The sequence below is a fragment of the Nostoc foliaceum FACHB-393 genome (assembly GCF_014698505.1).
Taxonomy (GTDB): domain Bacteria; phylum Cyanobacteriota; class Cyanobacteriia; order Cyanobacteriales; family Nostocaceae; genus Nostoc; species Nostoc foliaceum_A.
Genome location: NZ_JACJTD010000059.1, coordinates 19,040 through 42,576, shown reverse-complemented (window position 1 = coordinate 42,576; position 23,537 = coordinate 19,040). Strand labels below are relative to the sequence as shown.

At 41.7% G+C, this 23,537-nt stretch carries 20 protein-coding genes; 9 read left to right on the top strand and 11 right to left on the bottom strand.

Going from position 1 to position 23,537, the window contains the following annotated elements:
• Nucleotides 1-347: 347 nt before the first annotated feature.
• The 7 genes from H6G92_RS30570 (at nucleotide 348) to H6G92_RS30540 (ending at nucleotide 5,217) form a co-directional block, all read left to right on the top strand.
• On the top strand, nucleotides 348-1,421 hold the full coding sequence (locus H6G92_RS30570) for a hypothetical protein (protein WP_190899496.1): 1,074 nt from the start codon (nucleotides 348-350) through the stop codon (nucleotides 1,419-1,421).
• A 111-nt stretch (nucleotides 1,422-1,532) separates the two neighbouring features.
• The gene (locus H6G92_RS30565) at nucleotides 1,533-1,982 is read left to right on the top strand and encodes a DUF1257 domain-containing protein (protein WP_190899494.1); all 450 of its coding nucleotides are present in this window, start codon (nucleotides 1,533-1,535) and stop codon (nucleotides 1,980-1,982) included.
• A 2-nt stretch (nucleotides 1,983-1,984) separates the two neighbouring features.
• Complete coding sequence (locus H6G92_RS30560) at nucleotides 1,985-2,197, top strand: DUF2997 domain-containing protein (RefSeq protein WP_190899493.1); 213 nt, start codon at nucleotides 1,985-1,987, stop codon at nucleotides 2,195-2,197.
• Nucleotides 2,198-2,240: 43 nt separating this feature from the next.
• Nucleotides 2,241-2,495, top strand: a complete 255-nt coding sequence (locus tag H6G92_RS30555; RefSeq protein WP_190899491.1) for a hypothetical protein — start codon at nucleotides 2,241-2,243, stop codon at nucleotides 2,493-2,495.
• Between the two features lie 13 nt (nucleotides 2,496-2,508).
• Nucleotides 2,509-2,862: a hypothetical protein gene (locus H6G92_RS30550; RefSeq protein WP_190899489.1), complete on the top strand. Its 354-nt coding sequence runs from the start codon at nucleotides 2,509-2,511 to the stop codon at nucleotides 2,860-2,862.
• Between the two features lie 77 nt (nucleotides 2,863-2,939).
• A complete protein-coding gene (locus tag H6G92_RS30545; protein WP_190899487.1) occupies nucleotides 2,940-4,562 on the top strand; it encodes an AAA family ATPase in 1,623 nt (540 codons plus the stop codon).
• Nucleotides 4,563-4,659: 97 nt separating this feature from the next.
• Nucleotides 4,660-5,217 carry a WGR domain-containing protein gene (locus H6G92_RS30540; protein WP_190899485.1) on the top strand — a complete coding sequence of 186 codons (558 nt, stop codon included), beginning with the start codon at nucleotides 4,660-4,662 and terminating at the stop codon, nucleotides 5,215-5,217.
• Between the two features lie 66 nt (nucleotides 5,218-5,283).
• Here H6G92_RS30540 and H6G92_RS30535 read toward each other — a convergent pair whose 3' ends face one another.
• From H6G92_RS30535 to H6G92_RS30490, 10 genes are all read right to left on the bottom strand, one after another.
• Nucleotides 5,284-8,175 (bottom strand): NHLP bacteriocin export ABC transporter permease/ATPase subunit, encoded by a 2,892-nt coding sequence (locus H6G92_RS30535; protein WP_190899483.1) that lies wholly within the window; start codon nucleotides 8,173-8,175, stop codon nucleotides 5,284-5,286.
• Between the two features lie 57 nt (nucleotides 8,176-8,232).
• Entirely contained in the window at nucleotides 8,233-10,491 is a 2,259-nt protein-coding gene (locus tag H6G92_RS30530) for an NHLP family bacteriocin export ABC transporter peptidase/permease/ATPase subunit (RefSeq protein WP_190899481.1), read from the bottom strand.
• Nucleotides 10,478-11,923: an NHLP bacteriocin system secretion protein gene (locus H6G92_RS30525; protein WP_190899478.1), complete on the bottom strand. Its 1,446-nt coding sequence runs from the start codon at nucleotides 11,921-11,923 to the stop codon at nucleotides 10,478-10,480. Before H6G92_RS30525 ends, H6G92_RS30530 begins: the two co-directional genes overlap by 14 nt.
• A 10-nt stretch (nucleotides 11,924-11,933) precedes the next feature.
• Entirely contained in the window at nucleotides 11,934-13,964 is a 2,031-nt protein-coding gene (locus tag H6G92_RS30520; RefSeq protein WP_190899476.1) for a RiPP maturation radical SAM C-methyltransferase, read from the bottom strand.
• Between the two features lie 166 nt (nucleotides 13,965-14,130).
• Nucleotides 14,131-14,400: an NHLP leader peptide family RiPP precursor gene (locus H6G92_RS30515; RefSeq protein WP_206758393.1), complete on the bottom strand. Its 270-nt coding sequence runs from the start codon at nucleotides 14,398-14,400 to the stop codon at nucleotides 14,131-14,133.
• 167 nt (nucleotides 14,401-14,567) lie between these two features.
• Nucleotides 14,568-15,662: a cyclic nucleotide-binding domain-containing protein gene (locus H6G92_RS30510; RefSeq protein WP_190899472.1), complete on the bottom strand. Its 1,095-nt coding sequence runs from the start codon at nucleotides 15,660-15,662 to the stop codon at nucleotides 14,568-14,570.
• A gap of 123 nt (nucleotides 15,663-15,785) precedes the next feature.
• Complete coding sequence (locus H6G92_RS30505) at nucleotides 15,786-16,976, bottom strand: DUF7005 family protein (protein ID WP_190899470.1); 1,191 nt, start codon at nucleotides 16,974-16,976, stop codon at nucleotides 15,786-15,788.
• A 48-nt stretch (nucleotides 16,977-17,024) separates the two neighbouring features.
• Nucleotides 17,025-17,813 carry a MinD/ParA family ATP-binding protein gene (locus H6G92_RS30500; RefSeq protein WP_190899468.1) on the bottom strand — a complete coding sequence of 263 codons (789 nt, stop codon included), beginning with the start codon at nucleotides 17,811-17,813 and terminating at the stop codon, nucleotides 17,025-17,027.
• Between the two features lie 98 nt (nucleotides 17,814-17,911).
• Complete coding sequence (locus H6G92_RS30495) at nucleotides 17,912-19,321, bottom strand: PDC sensor domain-containing protein (RefSeq protein ID WP_190899467.1); 1,410 nt, start codon at nucleotides 19,319-19,321, stop codon at nucleotides 17,912-17,914.
• Between the two features lie 137 nt (nucleotides 19,322-19,458).
• Nucleotides 19,459-19,896, bottom strand: coding sequence for a helix-turn-helix domain-containing protein (locus H6G92_RS30490; RefSeq protein ID WP_190899465.1), 438 nt, complete (start codon nucleotides 19,894-19,896; stop codon nucleotides 19,459-19,461).
• A 324-nt stretch (nucleotides 19,897-20,220) separates the two neighbouring features.
• Here H6G92_RS30490 and H6G92_RS30485 point away from each other — a divergent pair, with 324 nt between their 5' ends.
• A complete protein-coding gene (locus tag H6G92_RS30485; RefSeq protein WP_190899463.1) occupies nucleotides 20,221-21,087 on the top strand; it encodes a hypothetical protein in 867 nt (288 codons plus the stop codon).
• 509 nt (nucleotides 21,088-21,596) lie between these two features.
• Nucleotides 21,597-22,214: a response regulator transcription factor gene (locus tag H6G92_RS30480; RefSeq protein ID WP_190899461.1), complete on the top strand. Its 618-nt coding sequence runs from the start codon at nucleotides 21,597-21,599 to the stop codon at nucleotides 22,212-22,214.
• Here H6G92_RS30480 and H6G92_RS30475 read toward each other — a convergent pair.
• Entirely contained in the window at nucleotides 22,204-23,397 is a 1,194-nt protein-coding gene (locus H6G92_RS30475) for a hypothetical protein (protein ID WP_190899459.1), read from the bottom strand. The two genes, H6G92_RS30480 and H6G92_RS30475, sit on opposite strands and share 11 nt — an antisense overlap.
• Between the last annotated feature and the right edge of the window lie 140 nt (nucleotides 23,398-23,537).

Here is a 23,537-nt window from a genome sequence, read left to right as displayed (position 1 = left end):
GGAAATATATCCTCAAATAACTTCCATTCCAGGTCGCTCAAGCCCTCAAAACGTCCAGCCATCAACGGATACACCCAACTCAATTCAGAAATAGATTACCATAATCTGGCATTAGTGGGATAGGTTCTTATAACAAGCCTGTGGTACAGGATAATTCGCAGCAACTTCAGCTATTTTAAGCCATGTCAATACATAAACCACCAGTCATTAAAAGACATATTCGCCTACAGAATAGCTCTACAAAAGTAATCTATAGAGCTACTACAGACATTCGCTCTTTTGAGAAATCACCACAAAGAAAGCTTCGCTTAATCGAAAGTGAAAAATAATGATTGAGGTCAATAATAATGGTACAAGTAATGGACAACACTATCGCTACAAATTTCCTAACTGATGCAGTAGTCGAGCGCCACAATTTCTCACAATTAAATAAAACCCGCATCAGATTTCGTATTCAGTTGAAAAAAAGTACAAAATCGGCTGCTCCTAAATGGGCAGATGTACTACAAGCTGAAGTTTCTGAAATTGAATCAGACCTTGTTAAAGTTACTAATTCCGAAGTCGGTTTGCGGGGTATCAAGGTATTTAAGAAATTGGATGAAGCTGCTGCCCAATTGAGGCAAGAGATTGCTTCAGTTCAAGAGTGGATGTCTGCTGATACTGGTGATTGGATTTGTCCTATTGATTTGGCTCCGCTCGTTTGGAGTCAACTTCTTAATATTAGAGATAATATTGCTCCTGGCTTGCGTAATCAATTAAAAGTTGATTATGAATCAGGACTTGAAGATTACCAAGAGCGGATTGACCAGTTCCTCTCACTTAACACTTGGGAATTAGCACAGGATAAGCAAGAGTCAGTCAAAGCCAACTTGTTAAGAGCATTCCCGACTCTGACTGACCTTGAAGATTATTTACAAGTCGTTATTGGTCGTCCGGTAATTATCCCGGCATTGTCCGAACAACTGAACCAGCAACAAGCCGAATGTCTTGATCAGATTACCAAGTTCATCCAACAGTATGACCAAAATCTGGAGCAAAGGCTACGGGAATCAGCGATCGCTGGCGGTGAACAACTTGCCGCACAGTTGCTTGAAGAATTGAGCGACTGGGAGCCAGGACGCAAGCCCGTACAGTTTAAAAAGAAGATGCAACGCCATCTGATGAAGGTTCAGGTACTGCTAGCGAATGCTGACCCGGAGGCTGGCAGTAGCTTGGAGGCGATGATGGCGCACTTAGATTCTATCGTTAACGATCCGGCGATTGAGTCCAAAAATCTTGGTTCTGATACGCGCAGTCAATTACAGCAAAAAATAGATTCTATCCGCGCCAAGTTGTTAGATGAACAACGCAATCTACAATCACTTGCGACTGAGGACGTGGGCTTATCGAAGGCTACAGTTGCCGCATTTAGGTTCAGGTAAAAAACAGTCTTGGGCGGGTGCATTCGCTCAAGACTAAATACGTTAAACGAAAAATGGATATACACCTCACAAAGAATACCGCACTTCTACCACTACAGGAACAAGATTCTCATGTCACACTTCTCAACCGTTAAAACCAAGCTTACCAACCGCGAATGTCTGATACAAGCTTTACAAGATTTGAAACTGAATCCGCAAGTACACGAAACACCACAGTCACTAAAAGGATACTACGGTGGCTCTCAAGGAAAAAGCGCTGAAATCATTGTGTCTGGTCACACCATAAAAGCCCGTGCAGACATCGGTTTCAAGTGGAATCAGTCAAGTGGCGTGTACGATGTGATACACGACAGCTATGAGACGGTTCCGAAGTTGGGCAAAGACTTTTTCAGCAATAAACTAATGCTGGCTTATGGTAAGCATTTGGTTCGTGTCAAAGCTGCCGAGTTACAAGAAAAATTTGGTGAATGTGCGATCGCTGAAGAAACTAGCGGCACTGTGCAAACTCTACGGCTGACTTTTGCCGGACATCAGGAAGTTAAACAATTTGCGCGGAGATAAATATGGAACGTTCAATACTGATTCATTTCGACAGCGCTACAGGTGAAGTTCGTGTGGAGGCTGAGGGCTTTGAGGGGCTAAGTTGTTTATCGGCTACGCAACCGTTTGAAGAGGCATTGGGTGTTGTGAGCGAGAGCGATCGCACTTACAAGAATGAAGCCCAAACCCAACAACTTCGGACTACCCTAAGCAGCCAAACACGCCTGCGTCAGTAATCAACACGGGGGAATCAACTTTCTTCCCCCCTCAAAAACAATCATGAACGAATTAGCTAAAGAATACCCATTTGTTCACGTTTACGCCCAGCAAAAACCAAGACAACCCGTGATCATCAAAGCTAGTACAGAGGGTTTGTGCGTGCTGTTGAATGCAATAGTAACAGCGATTGCCTACCAAGAGAACAACGGTACAGCAGAAGTTTTTGACGGCGATGCCGAAGCTTATGAAGTGATTGTTCAAGTTGTAAATACGCATGAAGAATTAACTTCGTTACCATACCAGCAGGAAAAATAACTTGGTGAAAATCATGGATACTTCATTGAGCCTAGAAAAAGCGTTAAAATCATTAGTTACGTTGCCAAATAATTTAAAAATCATCATGAAATTAGCCTTGGGAGAGCCACTACAAGAGGATGAACTTTGTGATGAAATTATCTTAGTGGCATCTTCTCAAGATTTGGCACTCGAAGATCCTTGGTTGTGGGCAAAAGGCTTTTTGTACGAGCAGGGCAAAAACATCGATAAATTAGTGAGAGTCTCCTCCACAAGAAGTGATTTTCATCGTTTTGTGTCTTTAGAAGACCTTGCACAAAAAGTCAAGGCTGATCTAATTATTCCTGACTATGAAATCAGCCCTGTTTCATTAGAAAAAGTTGCATGACAATCTGCATTTAGTTAATCATTACGCCGTTGAATCGTCTGAATTCATCGGCGATTAATTTTGTCTTTAGTTAAATCATGAACCTAAATAATCTTCTCTCCACACTCGATTCACAAATCCCGATCGCAGCACTTGATGTTCTGTCTCCTGATGAGGCAACTATCATTCAGTGGCTGACAACTGAAGCTAACAATAAACTATCAAGTCCAGTGTTCTTCTGGAATCTGGGAGTATCAACCTTAGAGCAATGTTTAATCGCAGCAGATGGGGGATTGGTGTTTAAGCCAGTTGCAGAGTACAAAAGACCTCCACAGGCTGATCCACTATTGTATGTGTTTGATTACATTGCTAACTTTAGTGGAAATGGTGTATTTATCCTCGGAGATATTCACCCCTTTATTGCTAAGAATTCAACCCAATTGAGTTGGGAAATTTTAAGCAAGGTAAAAAACCTTTACCACAGGTTAAAACCCACAGATAAACGCATTGTCTTGTTGGGTCAGAACATACAATTACACGAATCCCTAATCAGATTGATTCCTTATTGTGAAGTCCCTTTACCTAGTATTGACCAAATACTACTTCATATCACTTCTTATTTGCATGACCTACAACAGTCAGCTATTGAACAGGAATTGACTTTCACTATTTCCCTTAATAAAAGTGAAATTGAATCTCTTTCTCGTGCTGCCCTGGGTTTAACCCTGGAGGAGATTAGTGATTTCCTTCGGTTAACAGTCAAAGAAAACTTAACTAATGATGGTGTCGTTGTCGGCGCTGATTTCATCCCCAAAGCCGTCGAGTACAAAACTCGGCTACTGTCTCAAATGGGTATCGAGTTGGGTAAGCCAGCCAGCATACCCTTCGGCGGTTTGGATCTACTGCGCGAATGGCTGATGAGGCGGCGGCGGCTATTCACACAAGAGGCGCGAAGTCTTAGCTTACCCCAACCAAAAGGTGTGTTGCTGGCTGGCCCACCCGGTACTGGAAAAACGTTATTGGCTAAAAACATTGCTAACATCCTTAATCTACCGCTACTCCAGCTAGATATTGCGTCTCTTCTTGGTTCTTTAGTTGGTGAATCAGAGGGCAATGTACGCCGCGCATTAAAGACTGCTGAGGCGATCGCACCCTGCATTTTATGGATAGACGAAATAGAAAAAGCCCTTTCTGGCAGTGGTGACAGTAGTGGAGTCTCACAGAGGATTCTGGGTAATATCCTCACGTTTATGTCGGAATCACAGTGTGGTGTGTTTGTCGTGGCAACTTGCAATGACCCCTCTGCACTGCCAAGTGAACTAAAGAGGAAGGGAAGATTTGATGAAAACTTCTTTGTTGATCTTCCCACAGAGCCTGAGCGTGTACAGATTCTGGGGATTCATCTACAACGCTTTGGTATTCGCCTGGAATCAGAGTACCTCGAAGCGATTGCTGCCAACACTGCAAAGTTTTCAGGGGCAGAACTGGAAACCCTTGCTTCAGAAGCGGCACTTCTGGCATTTGATGAGGGTAGACCGCAGCAGGTAACGCTTGCTGATCTGGAAACCTGCCGTCAAACCATTACCCCGCTTGCTGTTACTGATGCTGCGGCAGTTGAGTGTATGCAGGTATGGGCATCTACCGCACGACGAGCTAGTAGTCCTGTGGTTGCAGCGCAAACTCAATCTTTGCGTGCTGCTAAGTTTCGGAATATGAACTGATGAAAAAGCGATTGTCTCCTGATTCTATGGGGGCGATCGCTCTTTTAGGTTCGTAGCGATTACGTTCAGTATATCTATCTCAGATGGGGTAAGAAAGATGGAAATCTATTTAGTGTATGTTGATGCTATCCAGAACAGCAATAAATTCTGGTCTGCCATTGTCGAAGATGGTAACTTAACAGTGCAGTGGGGCAGAGTCGGTTATCAAGCGCAAACCAAAGTCCACACATTAGGCAATCATCAGAGGGCGGTTAGTAAATTTAACAATCTGGTAGCCGAGAAAAAAGGTAAAGGCTACCGTGAAAGTCAGCCAGAGATTGATGCTAGCCGCAGTGTTGTAGACATTAGACGAGCTATTCAATTGTTGAATATTATTCGTCCTTGTATTGCTAGTAGAATTTTTCACGATGGCTACATTAGCGCTCTAAATGAATATCTGAAAATTGTCCCTACGCCTTTGGGGATGCAGATAGATTATCACAGAGTTTACCGCACAGTAGCAGATATTGACTATCAACAAGAATTACTCAATTCTTTGTTAGCGACACCTGCACCAATTGCTGCTGCGGTGGCTGTTGGTCATGTCCCTGAAGCAGCAGAACCCAAGGTAGTCAGTCTCAAGACTATCAGTAAGAACTTTTGGCAGCATTTGTAAAGTTAGTTGGGCATGGATTGAAAATACTTTCCATGCCTTAATTTGGCTTTCACAAATTTCAGCTAACTACGCCATTTGCCTAGCCATTAGCTGGGCAAATAGCCCCTCAACAGCAGCTAGCTCTTGAAAAGTTCCCTGTTGTACAACCCGGCCAGCTTGGAGTACATAAATGCGGTGAGCGTTGCGAATAGTGCTAAGTCGGTGAGCGATCGCAATTCTGGTAACTTGTAAGTTATCTAAACTTTCACTAACAATCGCCTGCGTTCTATTATCGAGCGCACTTGTCGCCTCATCGAATAACAAAATACGGGGTTTTAATGCCAGAGCGCGAGCAATTAACAACCGTTGTCGTTGTCCTCCAGAAAGATTACCGCCTCCTTCACTAACTACAGTATGCATTTGCATTGGCATGGCGGTGATATCCTGTGCAAACCCCGACATCCGCGCTGCCTCCCAAGCTTCATCTAAAGTAATCTGAGCGCCGCCTGCAATATTCTCAAAAATTGAAGCTGAACTCAACTGACCATTTTGTAAAACAACGCCCAACTGTCGGCGGACTGCATCTACATCTAAGCCAGATAAGTCTTGACCATCATAGTAAATGCTACCCGCCATTGGAGTTTCAAATCCCAATAGTAATCGGAGAATAGTTGATTTACCGCTGCCAGAACTACCAATTAAAGCAATAAACTCCCCAGGTGCAGCAGAGATACTCACATCATCCAGTGTCAGAGGGCCATCACTGCGGTAGCGGAAAGTAATATGTTCTAAAGTAATATTACCAATCAGCTTGCCCGGATCGGCTTTGTACAGATCCACTTCTGGTATAGTCGAGAGAATAGGCTGGGTGCGTTGCCACTGGGGAATGACTTGCAAGATTTCTGTAACTGTATTGCTGAGGTTTGTGGTTCCCCTAGTAAAGTTACTAAAAGCGGCGTTGAAAGCGAGGAAAGTTCCTAGTGATATTTCAATAGCCCCTGAAGTTTGAGGATTTTCGATGAGCTTAATAGTAAACCAGAAAAGCACACCATTCGTTAATATGGGCATTACTGTATTGAAAAGCACAACAGCATCTTCAACCCGCTGTGTACTAAGTTCTAGCTTAATTTGTTGAGTGTAGTTTTTACTCCAAGCTGCAAATGCACGTTCTTCTGCCCCAGCAATATGTAGCTTAGAAATACCATTAATTAGCTGCACTGTTTGTCCAAAAATACTGCCCCGCAGTTCCAAAAGCGGACGCACCTTAGATAGCAAGAGTAAACCAGAGACTGTAGTGAAAGCGATCGCAACTATGGCAAAGGCAACTGCAATCAAAGCTAATTTATAGTTGTAATAAAATAACTGTCCTAAGTAAAACAGCGCGAACAGGCTGGTAAGGAGATTGATTAAGGTTCTCCCACTGATTCGCCGGCTGATCGTACTCACAGATGATACACGAGAGAAGATGTCTCCGGTTGTGTACTCTCGGAAAAAGGATACTGGTAAGGAGAGCAGACGATCCCAGACACCAGCCTGAGTGGAAGCATCCCCAGCCGTTTCAATTCGCAGCAGAGCAAATCCCTGAGTTACCCCAAATAGACCTGTCCCCAATGCTGCAATAAGTAGTCCCAATCCTATTTGTAGCAATAATCCCCTGTCGCTATCAGGAATTGCGTTATCTATGATAATTGACGTGGCATAAGGTGTAAGCATCCCTAGTAGTGTGACGGCAATACCCGTAAACAAAATTACTAACAGATCCTGTTTACGTCCTTTAAGTGTGAACCGCAGTATATCAACAGCTTGCAGTACTTTATCCGGTAGAGAGCGATAAAACATATAGGCAACAGGGGCCAGTGTTGCAGCTATACGCTCATCCACTCGAAAGCGGGTATGCTCAACTGGGTCAAAAATTTCATAACGAGTTGCACTAATTGGTAGCAGTGCTACTGGTCGATTATCTTGCTGGGTATAGGCAACTATTGGGCCAGAATCCTTCTCCCACCAGTTATCTCGCAATAGTACCCGCCGCATTCGGATACGTGAAGCCCGGACAATTGCTTCTAATGGTTCCTTAACTCGCTTGAGGTTTTCAGAACGAGACGGGGGGCGAATCTCTACACCCATAGCTCTCCCTACGGCTCCAGCAGCAACCAACAGAGGAGTACCTTCTAGGAAGAAATCTCCATCTTGGGAACTTAATGTTGATGCTAAAGAGCCTATAGCTTGCACTGTAACTTGACGATTCAGGCGTTGGCGATCGCGCAATCGTGTCATCTCTGCCTGTACTTCCCGCTCATCTAACAGGTTAAGGCATTGTAGCAATTGAGTGTGCAGTTGAGATAACCCAGTCAAAAGGATATCTGAATTTTGGAATTCGCTAGTAGTCTTAGTAGTAAGTTGCACTTCTTCCACTGCTTCTAACCACATTTTGTCAGTCAGGGGGAATGCTGTAGTGGATGTGGTTAAAATTAATTCCTCAAACCCCAGAAAGCGGACAGTCCCTTGATTCAGTTGAACCCAACAGGTGACGCTTGCTTGTGGCTGAAAAGTCTGACCATTGTTTAAGGAAAATCGTGATTGACCCTCAGCTTTTACATGAATTGCTGGCATGGTAATCTGGGACAATACACTACCGATTTGTAACAACCAATTTTCTATCCACGTGATCGCCTTACCATCTCCATTGGTTATTAACTCGCAGTAACATTCCTTATGTATTTGTAGTAATTCAGTCTCACCAATTGGAACTGCCAAAATCTGACGCTGCTGATTACCAGAATTAGCAGCAGTTCCAAAAAGTGCTTCACCTTGGCTAATACTGCACAGATAACGGCGTGTCCCTTCAATAGAGCCATCTTTAACTGTGACGGCAAACAAAGCCATAGAGCCAGACTGAATTATCCACACCCGTGAAGGGTCATCCAGTAGAATCGGTTCATTGCCATTAACTATATAAACTTGCCCCTGTATTAGCATTTTAGATTTTAGGTTTAGATTTTTAAATGTTTTATGGTAATTTACTGCTCACCGTCTCTACCCTTGGGTGCCCAGCAAGCGCGAATATGCACCATCCACTTGCCATAATTCTTTGTGAGTGCCAAGTTGTACTACCTTTCCGCGTTCTAAAACGATGATTTGATCACAGTCGCGGATAGTGCTTAATCTATGAGCGACAATTATACAGGTGCATCCTCGGCGACGGAGATTCTGGTCAATGATTTGTTCTGTTTCTGCATCTAGGGCGCTGGTGGCTTCATCCATGATCAGGATTGAAGGATTATTCACTAAAGCACGAGCGATTTCTAAGCGTTGTCGTTGTCCGCCACTTAAATTAGCAGCACCTTCTATAAGTTCGGCATCTAATCCACCGGACATAGAGAGAATTACATCTGCGATCGCAGCATCAAGACATGCCCGCATCAGGCTTTTATCTGGTACAGTAGTATCCCACAGAGTCAAATTATCTCTAACCGTGCCGCCAAACAACAAAATTTCCTGCTCCACCATTGCAACGGAATTTGTAAGCAGTTGTTGGGGAATCTGCTCTCTAGATTTACCATCAAAGTAAACTTCTCCCGCCCAAGGTTGATAAAGTCCGCTTACAAGTTTGGCAACGGTAGATTTCCCAGAACCGCTTCCACCTACCAAAGCTACTCGCTGTCCCGGCTTAATTGACAGATTAAAGTTTTCAATTAGTGGCGGTTCCAGACGGCTATAGCCAAACGTAATATTCTGCAACTCCACATATCCCTGCAATTTGGGAACAAGATAAGCGGATGAAGAATTTACTCCCCCTGCTCCCTGCCCCCTGCCCCCTACCTCCCCTGCCTCCCCTGCCTTCCCAATGGGATTATCCAGCACATCATCAAGGCGAATCAAATTTCCCTCCAGTTCTTGAAGAGTTGTACCAAAGTTAACCAGATTGTTAACAGGCTGCTGAAAGTTAAGCATCAAACCTTGAAAGGCTATAAGCATTCCGATGCTGAGATGTCCATCCATAACCCGTAATCCACCGACAACCAACAACAACATCGAAGAAAGGGCGGATAAAAGCGTGGGTAATACTGAGAATGTTTGATTTGTAATCCCCAGTTCCTGCTGGGAATTAAGAGCCTTAGTGTAATAACCTGACCACCGAGAAAAGAAATCTGACTCTAACCCTGATGCTTTGAGTGTTTCTATACTTTGAAGTGCAGCAATAGATACACCAGCAGCTTTACCATATTCTTGAATCAATCGTTGATTCGCGTCTACACGTTGCCGAGAAATCAGTTGCAAAGTTAAGACATTTACAGTCGCAAAGCTAACTACAATTAACGTCAGCACCCAGTCATATTGCACCATAACCAGGGCATAAAAAAACACCATGAATGTATCGATGATTGTAGTTGCTAATTGTCCCGCCAGAACATCAGCTACTTGGTCATTGAGAGTAGTACGATTACTGATTTCTCCGCTAAATCGTTGAGCGTAAAAGCTAATAGGTAAGCGGAGAATATGCCACAGGAAACGGCTGGACATACCCACAGCTAATTTGATTTTCAAGCGACGTAGGTAGCGCAACCGTAGTAAAGTTAGTGATCCTTGAAGTATAGCAGCGATCGCCATGCCCACAAGCAAAGGACGCAACCATAATTGCCGTCCCTCCACCAAGATATCATCTACAAACATTTGGCTAAATACAGGTATTACCAGCCCAACTACAGTTAAGAAAAATCCCGCGACTATGCAGTAAATTAAAGCATCTCCAGCGCCTTGTAACCTTTTCGCCAGCGATAAAATCATGCTGGGTTTACGACCACCTTTAACAAACTCCGCGCCTGGTTCCATTACCAGCACCACGCCAGTATACCCCTGGTCGAATTCTTGTAAAGATACATGGCGCGGTCCTGTACCGGGGTCATTAAGATAAACTCGCTGTTTATTCCATCCCTCTACGACAACAAAGTGGTTGAAGTTCCAAAAGATAATGTAAGGTGGTCGCAGTTCCCATAATTGCTTGAGTTCTTTTTTAAAGCCTTTAGCTTCGAGTCCATAGCTTCTCGCAACCTTCACCATGTTAGATGCTTTGCTGCCATCGCGGGAAACTCCGCATTCCTGACGCAGCTGTGGTAAAGGTACAATGCGATCGTAGTAACCTAGAATAATTCCTAAAGCAGCAGCCCCACACTCCACTGCTTCCATCTGTAGAAGAGTGGGTGTTTTTACCCGTATGCTTCTGCCTGGCAGTAATTTTTGTAAATACTGCCAAGGATTAAACACTGTTACTAAAGTAGATTTAGTAGATACCACTAACAGACCTCAAGATAGGTAAAACGAAAGTGATGGGAGCGCGTTCTTCTACCTTGACTCGTGCAACAGTGGTAGTTCCAGAAGAAACAGCCAGCCTTGGCCCTGTAGAAGAAGACCATTTATAGCCGCTTGGGGTGCTGGGATCTATCTCTAAGTCAGAAAATATTTGTATCAAACCATCTTTTTGTTGAGATACTAGACCTTCCACCACCTCTGCATTACCTACCTCCGATGCAGCTGCTTCTTTCGTAATCGGAAAGCGCGAGATATTAGTAACATTTGCAACGATACCGCCAAATCGTTCCCGCTTGACAGTTTGGGGAGTAATTTGGATTTTCATCCCTGGTTTAATTTTCTTACCTTCTGCTACAGGGAAATATGTAACACCAATTAACTTGCTTTTAGGGTTCTCCGCCTCAATAGTTGCCAAGCGTGTACCAGCTTCAACAACCTGCCCTCGTGTCAGCATGATTTCGAGAATGCGTCCGCTATATTGACTAATAATTTGGCTGTTATCGCCTAATTGCACTTCTAATTGAGCAATTTCCCGCTTAACTTCTTGAATCTCTTTTTTCCGGGTAGTGACGCTTTCTAAGTCTTGTTGAGCCACAGAAGCCTGTTTGCTATCTAATTCTTTTAACTGAGCTTGCAGATCAGAAATCGTACTCAAGTTTTCACGGTAATCTTTTTCTGTTTGAGTCGTTTTTACATCCAGTTCTTTTAACTGATTTTGAATGTCAGAGATTTTTTCCAGGTTTTGCAAATATTCTTGTTCAGCCGTGAGAGCTTCATCACCAGAAATCGCACCTTCTTTTTTGAATTGTCTGCGAATTTCCATTCTTTGGAGAAAAACGGGGTTCAAGGCTTGGGCTTGCTTGAGGCGTTGTTCTAAACCTTGACGTTGCTGTTCAATTGAGGTGTTGCCTTTGGTTTTAAGCAGAGGTGTAATGGCTCGCAGCTCCAGTATACGTTGTTGGAGGTATTGGCTTTGTTGGGATTGCGAGCGTTTTTCTTGTTCCAGCCTTTGCCCTTGCAGTGAACCAACAGCTTGGTCTTGTGACTCTAGTTGGGTGAGTTTCGCTTGTTGCTGTTGCAGTTCCTTGCGAAGTTCCGCTTGGTCAATTGTTGCGAATACTTGCCCCTTTTTGATGACATCCCCAACTTTAATATTGAGAGCCATTAATTGCCCAGCACTTTTTGATTGCAACGGCACAACATTGCTGGGGTAAATTAGTACCCCTTGACCCTCGACAGTAATGGGAATACGTCCGTAAATGCTCCAGATGACAGCTACTCCGACGATAGAACCCAAAGCGATAAGGGGTAGCCAGCTTCTGGGGCTGACTACCTGCATCAGTTGGTCTACTCTTTCAGGAGAAGATAGCCGCTCTAAAGATTCTTTGCGGAATATACTGCCTTTTTGCTGTGACATTTATCTTAGGCTATTTTGGTAACAAACTTTTCTCACTAGATTTACTATGGTGGCGACGGAACTCATGAATATCAATATAGCCGGCAGGTAATTCTGAAACTGGTACATAAGGCGAACAAGACCCCTTTAATGCCAAGCTGAGTAATCTACCATCGATATCTAGCAAAATCTTGCGCTCTCGTAACTCAGATACAATAGGGAATATTTCATCCCAGGATATCTGAATGTCAAGCTTTGTATTAATTTCTGATACTACTTCTCGGTAAGTTAAAGCGCGATCGCAAACTTTATAAACCCAATAAGCCAATCCTTCCAAAAACAATAGGCTTTCGGTAGCGCACGGTCTACTATCATAGATTGTGATTAAGCTACCACTGTCATTCATGCTCAAAATTGGTAAATGCTCTGGTTTATGTTCTTTGTGATCCAAAGATTGCCATAAACGATTCCATTGCTTTACCCAGAGCTTCAAGTTTTCTAACCCTGGACGAGCTTTTTTCTCACTTGTTTGTTTATTTTCTTCTTTTACATAACGAGTGACCAAATTGTTTTGATCTTCAAAGAAGTAAGCAAGTTCATTAAGTATTTCTGGTGGGAGTGGATATACGTATTTATAAGGGCGTAAAGGAGACAGCTTTAATCCCCAGTCTGATGGTCGCTCATAGTAAGGACTAAATCGGTCATAACGAATCTCTGATGCACCCCCCGGTGGCTGGAGATGAGCAATTAAAGGTAGCCATTCCATCATCTCGACATACCACTCATCTGACTCCCCAGGAAAATCAGCAAGTATGTTCCAAAATACAAGGATTCCTAATTCTCTAGCCCACTTCAATAACTGCACATTCATCCAGGCTGTGTTACCTTTGTTCATCAGTTTTAAAATGGAGTTGTGCATACTTTCAATGCCTGGTTGGATGCAACGAACACCTGCTTTTGCCAATTGTTGCATATGTTCCAACCTTAAGTTAGCTTTCGTTTCATAAAAAATATTGTAGGCTTCATCTTTAGCAGCAAGAGCCGGAATAACCGTATTCATGTGATTCATATCTAGAATGTTATCGACTACCTGAAATTTACGCAGTCCATAACGTTCACATAAATGGGTAAATTCTTTAAGCACACGATCAGGAGATTTAGAACGATAATTTATACCACTTCCGTTCAATCCACAAAAAGTGCAATGATGTTTTTGCCCCCACCAACATCCACGAGAGGTTTCAATAAGAAGGCCAGGCTGAATGTAGGGAGAAAGCGTAGAAGCATGGAGGGCTTGAAAGTAATCATCGTAGTCAGGAATTGGCACTTGATCTAAGTTCTGCACTGAAGCTCTTGGCGCTGCTATTCTGATTTTGTTAGAAGTCCGATGAGATGGACAAATTACTCCATAGGGCAATATTGATGCATCAACCTCACGACCGCGATCCAAAAGCTGACAGCAAAACTCATTAAACAGATCGTCCCCCTCTCCCGAAATGATAAAGTCCACCCAAGAAAACTGTGTGTGAGTAGCTAATCCCATGGCCCCTTCACAGTTAGCACCTCCCATAAAAGTAATAATTTCCGGGTCTAACTCTCGTATACGCTTAAGGAGAGCAAGTGAAGCACAGTGCTGTTGAAATGTAGAACTACAGCCGACAAGACGAGGTTCTAAACTTAGTACAGACTGAGCAACACTTTCAATAAATGCTGTAGCCTGCTCACGTACTGCCAAAAATGCTTCTTTCAGGTTCGTATTATGCAAATAGTTTTCGTAATTTTTGAAATATGGATAAATAAGAGCGAAATACTCTGAATGATTAGGATTAAATTCAGGAAATAACACCCCAGAAAATGTCCATTCACCTAAGAAAGTTTCAATAAAGTTTTCACTAATCATTGCGTATAGATCAAGACCTATTTCTTCTGCAAACTGAATATTTGGGTACAGGGTTGTTGCTTTAATTTTTGCTTCTTGTAGACGAGCTTTTAACAAACCAAGAGCAATTGATGGTCTTTCAACTGCTGCATAAGGCATTAATACTAAGCATACATCACTCATAATTTTCTTATAGAATTGTAGTTTGTACTGCGGAAAATATAAACTTATATTTCTGGATACTTTTTATGATTGTAAAATAAACACAATCAACAATAGATGAGTTGTTTTTTTGAGAATGCTATTTATATAGCCTGAAAATTATTATTTTTCAGGCTATACATTTAACTTAAAATTCAACTGAAACTGAAATTTTTACACGACCACCTGATACCGACTCTAGCTCTGCGTCAGATAATTCCTCCTGCTCAGAATTTGGTAACGCCTGTAAAGATAGATTTCCTGGAGTTGTTTCCACTAAATTAATATCAATACTGGATGGAAGATCAATTCCTTCTTTTTCAAGAGTAGAGCGAGGGTTAGATACTAACTCCTGCTTGAAAGACTCATCTGTTTCAGCCCGAAGTATAATTTTTTCTTCGAGTTCTTTCCATGTCATTACCAGACTCATTTGTTGTTTCTCCTTGAAGGTTATCCTATAATTTTGCCACCAAAATACTTTTGAATACAATGCACAATTTTTAGATGAAATTAGATTTTTAAGTTTTGCTTTTTGTTACTATGAATTCACTAGCCGATAATCTAATGCGCTCTATACCCAGCAATTCAACTTACTTTTAACCGCCCCAATATCCAATCAAATCTTTTACCTGCGATCGCCACACTATCTAAAACGGTATTATTCAACTCATCTTCATATTCCGCACTTTTAGTCAACGGCAAACCTTGGCTATAAACCCGCCTACCAGAACCAAGTTGACTCAGCGTTCCTTGCAATCTCTGGGAAAGCAAAGTAGCGATCGCACGATAAAAACGAGATGCAAATCCTACATCTTGTTGTAACTTTGCTGCCATTTCCTGTCGAGGAACTGACAAAACAATCGAGTCTTCAATCGCCTTAACGGTTGCAGAAGGTAGACGACCATCAATAAAGGGTGTTTCACCGACAATTTCGCCTTTGGATAATCTTGCTATTTCTCTACCAGAAATTTCATGACCCTCGATCGCAGCAAAAGCACGTGCTAAAGGATTACGTTCATCTTCAGTAATAGACAGAGACATTATGCCATTTAAAAGAATATATAGTGCATCTACAGTCCCTCTTTCACGAATCAGTGTAGTATTAACAGGAATTTTTTGCACAGTACCATAAGCCATCATCCAATCAATGTCACTATCATGTAATTCTCCCAAAACAAATAGCACATCTCTGAGTGGTTGACCTTGCGCCAAGTTGCTACGACCAAGCTGATTGATGATACTTTGTAGCCTATCTGAAAGCATAATGGCGATCGCCCGATAAAAGCGTGAAGCAAAACCAACGTCTTGCTGCAACTTTGCTGCCAATTTCTGTTGAGGAATTGACATCACTAGCGATTTTTCTATAGCTTTAATAGTTGTAGCAGTTGGGCGATTACCTATCAATGGTAGTTCTCCCACTACCTCCCCACTGAATAATCTCGCAATTTCCCGACCTGAGATTTCACCACCTTCGATTGCTGCAAAAGCACGAGTCAAAGGGCTGTTGTCTGGTTGAGAAACGCTAACCGTTAAAATTCCATCCAGTAATATATGTAGAGAATCGGCACTTTTTCCTTCTTGGATAAGTAAATTTCCAGCAGTTATTTCTCTTTGATGACCTGTAGCAATCATCCAATCAATGTCACTATTAGTTAATTCTTTAAGTAAAACTTCCGTCATAAATCAATTTTCCTATATCTTACTAATGGTGATTGTCAAAAACGTAGATACCAAGGTGCTTGTCACAAATTACTACAAAGGACACAACTAAAAAAGAATAGTCAATATAGGCAAGATATAGAATTAAATGACCTTGGACTGAATCCTGTCTGTAGATTGAATATTCAGCAAATTATTTAATATTTGTTGAATGCAAAAGTCAGCTGATTTATCAGCTAATTCTTCTAACGTCAATTGAGTCAATGCCATTAACATTAGGGGTTGAATGTTAGCATCTTTCAACTGGCTCACATACTCAACATGAAAAGACTGCAAATTTTCAGCAGCAGCTTTCACTAATACCTGTAAAATCTTAAAAGTCCCATCAGAAAGTGACGGATTACCAAGGTAATTTTGCAGTCTACCTCCCTCTCGATAATTAGGAAAAGACTCCAACCCCAAAAAGTGCAAGAACCAGTCGGCTCGATAAGTCCCAATAGCGGCTACAATCCCTCTATAGTCAGCAATTAGCTCGTCGAATATATTATTTCGCATGGAATTAAACAACCGACGTGTAAAGTAGTGAGTGCATTCATGTTCCAGCCGAATTGTCAAGGATAAACGCTGCCATTGTGCTTTTTCAAGTCCTATATCTTTGGCTGAAACATTACTATAAGAACTATTACTCAAAACAACAAACTTATCCTGATAAAGCTGTTTTTGTGGTATTAACCGCCCAAACTCTGCTAGCCAACTACTTTGAGAGCAATTAGTAGGATTTTCAGCCGACCATTGTTGGCGATATTGGCGAATTCTATCCCAGTTATTAAAACCGCTAACTATACAGGCTCCTATAGAGTTTGGGACTGGCTGCGGTTCATTTCGTTTTGTCAAAGCCTGAACTAAACAAACAAAGTCCTCTCGGTTTCCAGTTAATAATACTGGGATTGTTCCAGCAAAGCTTTGATGTAGTATTAATTGCAGTTTCTCAGGTTCTTGCAAGACTAAGCCAGTTGCAACCATCCTATCTGTCGCAACACCCCGACGAGTAGCAGACTGATACGCTTCAGTCTGGCTAATACCCTCGATTATGGGAAATTGGAATTGTACTAATCGCTGTTTGAGTACCTCAAATACTCCTAAAACTTTTGCTGAAACAGCGTATTCTTCCCAAGCAGGTATATGGGGTTCAGAAGTCAGGGGAAACTTGACTCTATCGGTTAATGTGTTGTGATCAAAGACGTTTTGATTGTATACCAATAATTCTTCTACTTGTGCAGCAGTGGCTCCAAAGTAGGTAAGAACATCAGTACGAAATGATTGTTGATTGCTCATAAGCGTAGACATCACCCTCATAAAGGGACAAAAGCAAAAAACTAATGACTAATGACTAACGACTAAACTAGCAATCTGATTAGTAATTCCTTTGATAGTTTGACTGATGGGATGTTGAGGATAACGTAGAGAAAAAAGACCTTTGCTTGCTAGCTGTACCATATCTTCTGAAAGAGGCAAAATCCCCACAACAGGAGTTTTATAGATTTTTTCTACTTGTTGTTGCAAGTCAAGAAAATTTAAGTTTGGCAGCACCTTATTGATAACTAACAACATTTTTGGTACTTTCAGCTTCCGAGCTACATCGACTGTCACGGCAGTTCCTTGAAAGTCTTGATGATCTGGACGTAGAAGTATTACTAAAACATTAGAAATCCCAATAGAAAGCAAAGTTTCTTCATTTAAACCAGGATGTGTATCAATTAACAGATAATCTAATTTCAGACTACGAATGAATTCTTGAAAACCATCATTCAGCCGAACGACATCATATCCCTCCCGAAGAACTCTGGCAATTTCACTAGCTTTAATACTACAAGGAACTAAATGAAGACTGCCTTTAACTGTACTTGTATTTCCCTGCTCTACAGCTAAAGCTTCAGTAACATCATAGGCAGCATCTTTAATATTACAGTACCCCCACAAATAATCATTGAGGGTGCGTTCCATTTTGTTTTCATTAATCCCAAAAATAACGTGAATTCCTGGTGATTGAATATCAGTATCAATAATGCCTACACGTTCTCCTTGCAAGGCCATAGTAGCAGCCATATTAGCAATCAAATTGGATTTGCCAGTGCCACCACGGAATGAATGAACTGCGATAATCTGTGCCATAATTTACCTCAAAGTCATTAATCAAGAGTAATTTTTCCCTTTAAATATCTCCCAAACTTTCAGTCTTGCCATCAACGCTAATCAATAAATTCAATGGCTCATGGCTCGTGTGATCGCTCTTTGAGAGATTGCACCTGATTCTGCAATCTTTGGTAGTATTCTGTCTCAGTTTCACTTTGTGTAACTTGCTGTTCTCTAAGCTTTTGGATTTTTTGTTGTAATTGCTGAAAGTGTTCATTCTCAGTAATTTCGGCAACGTGGCTAGCTCTTTTGGTTTCGTTAATCTCAATGCAAAGTTCCTGTACTTGCACTTTTAGGCGCTGATCTCGCATTCTGACTGACTCAGCCATCTCTAAAAAGACACACATTAATTGACCGATATCATCTTGACTATGAGCAAATTGAGCTAAATTCTGATGGAGTTCTAGTACATGAGAATCAAAATCGTCATCTTCCAATGCTTGGGCCGCGACGGTGAGGGCACGAATTGGTCGGGAAATACTTAGCCCCAAGAGCAGGGCTATGATTGCCGTAATTCCGCCGACTATTACCACGCTGGTACTGTTGAGCCAAATCAGGCGATTCAAAGGAATGCTAAACTCTGCTTTCGGTTGGCTAACTCCCAATACCCAAGGTTGGGTTGCTAAAGGTGCAAAGCCGACTATTTGCGACTGCGATCGCGGCAATTGATAGGTGGCGTGTCCTGGTTCTTTGGCTCTCATCATCACCTTTAAGTCAGGAATGTCCAAGCTCTCAACCTGATCCACACCGTAGCGTTTGTTTTGAACAACCTGTTTTAATGTTTGAGTTGGTAGCGTCAGGAGGCTATGGTAGAGCAGAGATGGATCGGCATGACTAATGATTACTCCCTGTTGGTCAATCAGGAAGACATTGGTCTGAAAGTCTATATGTAAGGCATTAATAGTTGTCCAGATATCTTCTCCCCGAATATTGAGTAGGGTAGTTCCCATAATCTCTCCATTAGGCGATCGCACGCGCCCAGAGAAAAACATTCCTGGATTTTCAATTGTTTGGCTCACCAAGCTACCAAATCCATAAAAGTTATCTTGAATAGTCGAATAGTTTTCGCCAATGAATTTTGGATCTGTTGCAGCAAGGCATTCACCTTTGTTATCCATCAGCAAGACATTATCAATATCTGGATGAGAGCGGAGGACGTTTTGTAGTGTTGCTTGCAGGTTGTGGCGGTGAGCTTCTTGCTTTTCTGATATGTCAGCAGCCAGGAAATCTACTACATGATGATTATTACTGACTTGGGCAACCACACGGTGGTGGTCAATAATTAACTGGTCAAAACGACTAGCGCTACTGCTAGCTAACAATTCCAGTTTGCGGTATTCCCCAGCCTCCACACTGTTTAAGCTCTGTTGGAGATTGTAGTAGGCGGTGAAGATCATCGGTATCAACACAGCACAAACCAATGCTACCGAAATTTTAGCAGCGATTGGCCAAGCAAGTGGGTTAAATAACCGATGTAAATGCTTCATTTGAAAGATGCTCTTCAGCTTTAAGGTATAATAAATATTTTGATACTTTAAAAATGGCTTAGAGTTCCCAAATTTAAAGTTAAATATGCCAAATATTTAAATGGATTTACAGCTTTATTGCTCTACTCCAATTAACACTAATGGCTGCTACTACTCTGGCTGCGTTGGGCTTTTCTAAAAGCTTTAGGTGTAATCCCATGATGTTGGCGGAATTGGCGAAAAAAGTAACCTTCATGCTGATAACCAACTGCTTGAGCGACTTGACTTACACATTGGTCAGTCTCTAGCAGTAGAGCGCGTGCTGCTACCATTCGACGTTCAACAATCCAATCATTCACTGTATATCCTGTATTGCGCCGTACTAAATCGGTCAAATAAGCCGCGCAGTAACCAACGGCAACAGCCACGTCACATAAACTGATTGGTTGATTATAATTTGTCTCAATAAATTGAAAGACCTGACTCAGTTGAGGATTACTAGGAAATATCGATAGTAAACTATCTGGTGATCCAGCAGTATTGGCAAGGGCTTGTTCTGCAACTATCTGAAAATCAGCAGTGCAATGCTTGTTCATAAATGCTTTTTTGGTTTAAGCAGTGATGATCCCTAAATTGATCAATTCACTAAGAAATCTGTTGATTTTCTTGAGAGTGAACAAAAAATACTTTCTCTATAGTGATATTACTGTTTCATAATTTTTGCAAGTCACCCATTTTAACTAAGCTTTTATACTTAGTTAATTTTAACTAGTAGTCGAAATCCAAATTTTATGCATTGTATTTAAAAGCTTTCTGATTTATCTTGTAAGCACTAAATTAAGCAATCTTTCTTCCCAGAGGGTAAATACGGCTGGGATACACATTAAAATCATCAAAACCTAATGCCATAGCCAAATGTAATGAAGTACGATCTCTTACCCAAAACCAATTTCTCTCTTTCCCAACCTCAGATATGCATTATTGACCCAGCCTTAGCTCTCTCTGTCCACGGAGTCTCTCTAATTCAACAGTTAGGAGAAGTGATGGAGTTATGGGTTGTACGAGAACTTTGGCATATACTTGACAGTTCTTCCTTTTACTTACAGCATCCAGAATTAATTACTCCAAAAGGAATTAACTCTTGTAGAACGCCCAAGCAAGAACGTGTTGCACTGGAGGAAACGCTTTGGTCACTTAAGAGATGGGAACAATTCCGTATGGAGAATGACTTAGCAAGACTTAATTTATTTTGGCTAGGAGATAGCCTTAGAGAATCTCTCCTTCCAAAAAATAGAAATCTAGAAATCTTCTGGCAATGGGAAGCGCTGGCAAAATCCCTCGATAGCCGAATTGACGAATCTCAAACTATAGACTACATTTTACCTTTTGCCTTCCGCGATACCATAGCACTGGCTGCAAGTTTAGGTTCTGCTTTCATTCTGACTTATCAGCAAGAAGCAGATTTTGAAAAAAACCTGCCTCCAGAAATTTGCAAAGCTCTACAATTTTGGGGCATTTCTTGTCAAGTTCTCACACCTAGAGATTCTTTTGTCTCAGTAGAGCGAGATTATTTGCGACAATTATTGATTTCTACTGGTACTATCAAATTTCTTTGGGCAGGATTACGCTTAACAGTTTTGCATCTGTTCGTGCCAGAATCTCCAAAAGCTAATGTGTTATCCCAATTACCATTCAGCCCATCTGACTTAGCTGATGATAGGGCAGACAGCCCAAAATTACAAAATAAGCCTTGGATAGGCGCTAGAGGATTTTGGTATTTAGTTTAATTTGTGCTAAGTGATACTACTTAATTAATATTTATAAAATGTTGAATTATTGAATCCGAAATCTTAAATTTTAATTACATCATCCTTTAGCTGGATCAAGCTGTTAGCACCTAGTGTATAGTAACCGTATTCTTACTTATCACGGGAAATGTTGAAGCAACTATCCAGTGTTATTTTTAGGCAACCTGATTATTAATACATTTGTTTTCCCGCAGTTTTATGTTTTTAGATTACGCCTTTGGATTCTTCTGTACATCTTTATGACTGTACATAAGAACCGAAAGTGTGCTGTATTAACCTAAAAATAGCAGGGATAAGCATAAATGATAAAAACATTGGGGGTTGGAAAAACTTTAAAATGGTTTTCTTCATACCTCATCTAGATTCCAAAAACATTAAGTTCCTGATCAAAAAAGTTTCTGCATATCTTCTCATCTACAGACCATTCAGCCTGTTAGGTACATACCAGCCTCAAGCCCTTAATACCTAAATTTAGAGTTAAGAAAATTATGCAAGGACACGTTGATCAAACTTCTAGTATTTTTGCTGGAAAATTAGTTTCAGATTCCTGTATCATTAGTAAGTTTTTCATAAAAAACTCTGGTTTTCTTATTATTGCAGTTGAATCGCCTACAGAAAATAGCCAACAGTTTACTTCAGAGGTTATGATTGACACTATTTCATTTTGTTCTGTAGTTGGGCATTTTGAAGCTGATGGAAATCACTATGCAATTGTAAAAACTCAGAACACACCAGAGGTTATAGATCCTAGCCTAATTAGTATTTTAACAGGACGAGAGTTACAAATTGCTGCTTTGGTTGGTTTAGGTTCATCTAATAAAAAAGTTGCTAACCAACTTCAAATCAGCGAGTCGACTGTTTCTGCTCACCTACGCCGTATTTTTATTAAGTTAAAAGTAAATAGTCGTTCCGCTATGGTTTATCACTGTTCTTCACTAATTAATCGTTTGCACCAGTTACGCACAATGCAAGAACAAACATCCGCAAGTAGTCAATCTGGAAACGTTGCTCAATCAGCTATGAACGACCAAACTCTTGATCCCGATATAGCAGAGATTGATCGCTTACTTTGCTCTGCTCTTTCAACTTCAGACATTACGAGTTAACCAACACCCCATCCACAATCGCAACCCCCCACTGCGGAAACTTCACTAGTAACTTCTTGATCAAAATCTGCAAAGCCGGATCGTCACTCCAGCATGAGAGCAAGAAGTCAAAGCCCGGATTCTCCCCTGAATTTGCTGCTCGATTTAGTTTCTCCCTTCTTACAGGTCGCGCATTTGCCCTTACAACTATTGCTTCATGTGACCACTTTTCAGCACTGGGGACAGACGCGGCGGAACTTTCACCTTCATCAACTGCTTTGACTTCTACACCCGAAACTGAATTTTCAACCAACAACAAAGCAGATTGACCCTGTTCTACTTGCTTCGGTGTTTGATTAGCGATCGCTAAAGTTGAAGAAAATTCATTTACGGCGACGGACACGGCGGAACCAGTACCTTCATGACAGTCCCTCAGTTCAACACCACAATTCTGGTTTTCAGCCAGCAACGGAGTAGGTTGACTCGGTGCAGCATTTACAAGCGTTAGCGTCGTGCAGTTCGTTACCGCAGGTAACTCTTCCTCCTTCTCTGACACGCCCTCGACAGACTGAGGCGACGCGCCCCTCAAGGGCGCATGAGCCGTCTTCTCCTCACGCGAATTTTCTGTAAGCGTGTCAGAGATACACCTAACGAACTCTTTTGTAGAGTTCGTTAGGTGTTCCTGAACAGTTCGTGAGGTTTTCTGGAACCCTTTCTCTGACTGACTTTGATCTGAAATAGATGCTTTATACAAAGCACCCATTTCTTCAGAGCCAGCATCTTTGTCTGAAATCTCAGCATTTGATTCTTGTTTTGTAGAATCTGGTTCCTGATTTTCAGCATTGGGTTTCTCCCAGAACTCTTTCATTCTGCTGCCATGTAAATTCTTCACCATCCAGCTAGCCGTTTCTCGCCCGTCTTGAATCGACTTGTCAGGCTTGAAAATGAACAACCCGCTTTCAGAGAGAATTTTCTTCGCAGAGATAAAAGTACTGTAACCCAAAGCTGAGGTCAAAGACATCCACCGAGAACCGTAAGGGTCAGCCGTCCAGCACTCCTGCCATAGCTGATTAACTGAAGGCTTTTGTTGCGATGCCCACAACATGTCTTCTATGGGAATAATCACATGAAGCCTTTTATACGGGGATTCCTTCTTGCTAGCAGCAGACTTTTTGAGCTTAGGACGAGTAATGGTTGCAGTCATTTTACAATCTCCTGTTTATGTTGACGCACGGAATTTTCCCTACAGCGATTGCAGGGTTTGGTTTGATACTTATCGGTCTTAAAAGTTATCAGTACATTTGGCGGTACAACTAGCTACATTGTTATAATCGTGTTGTTGTC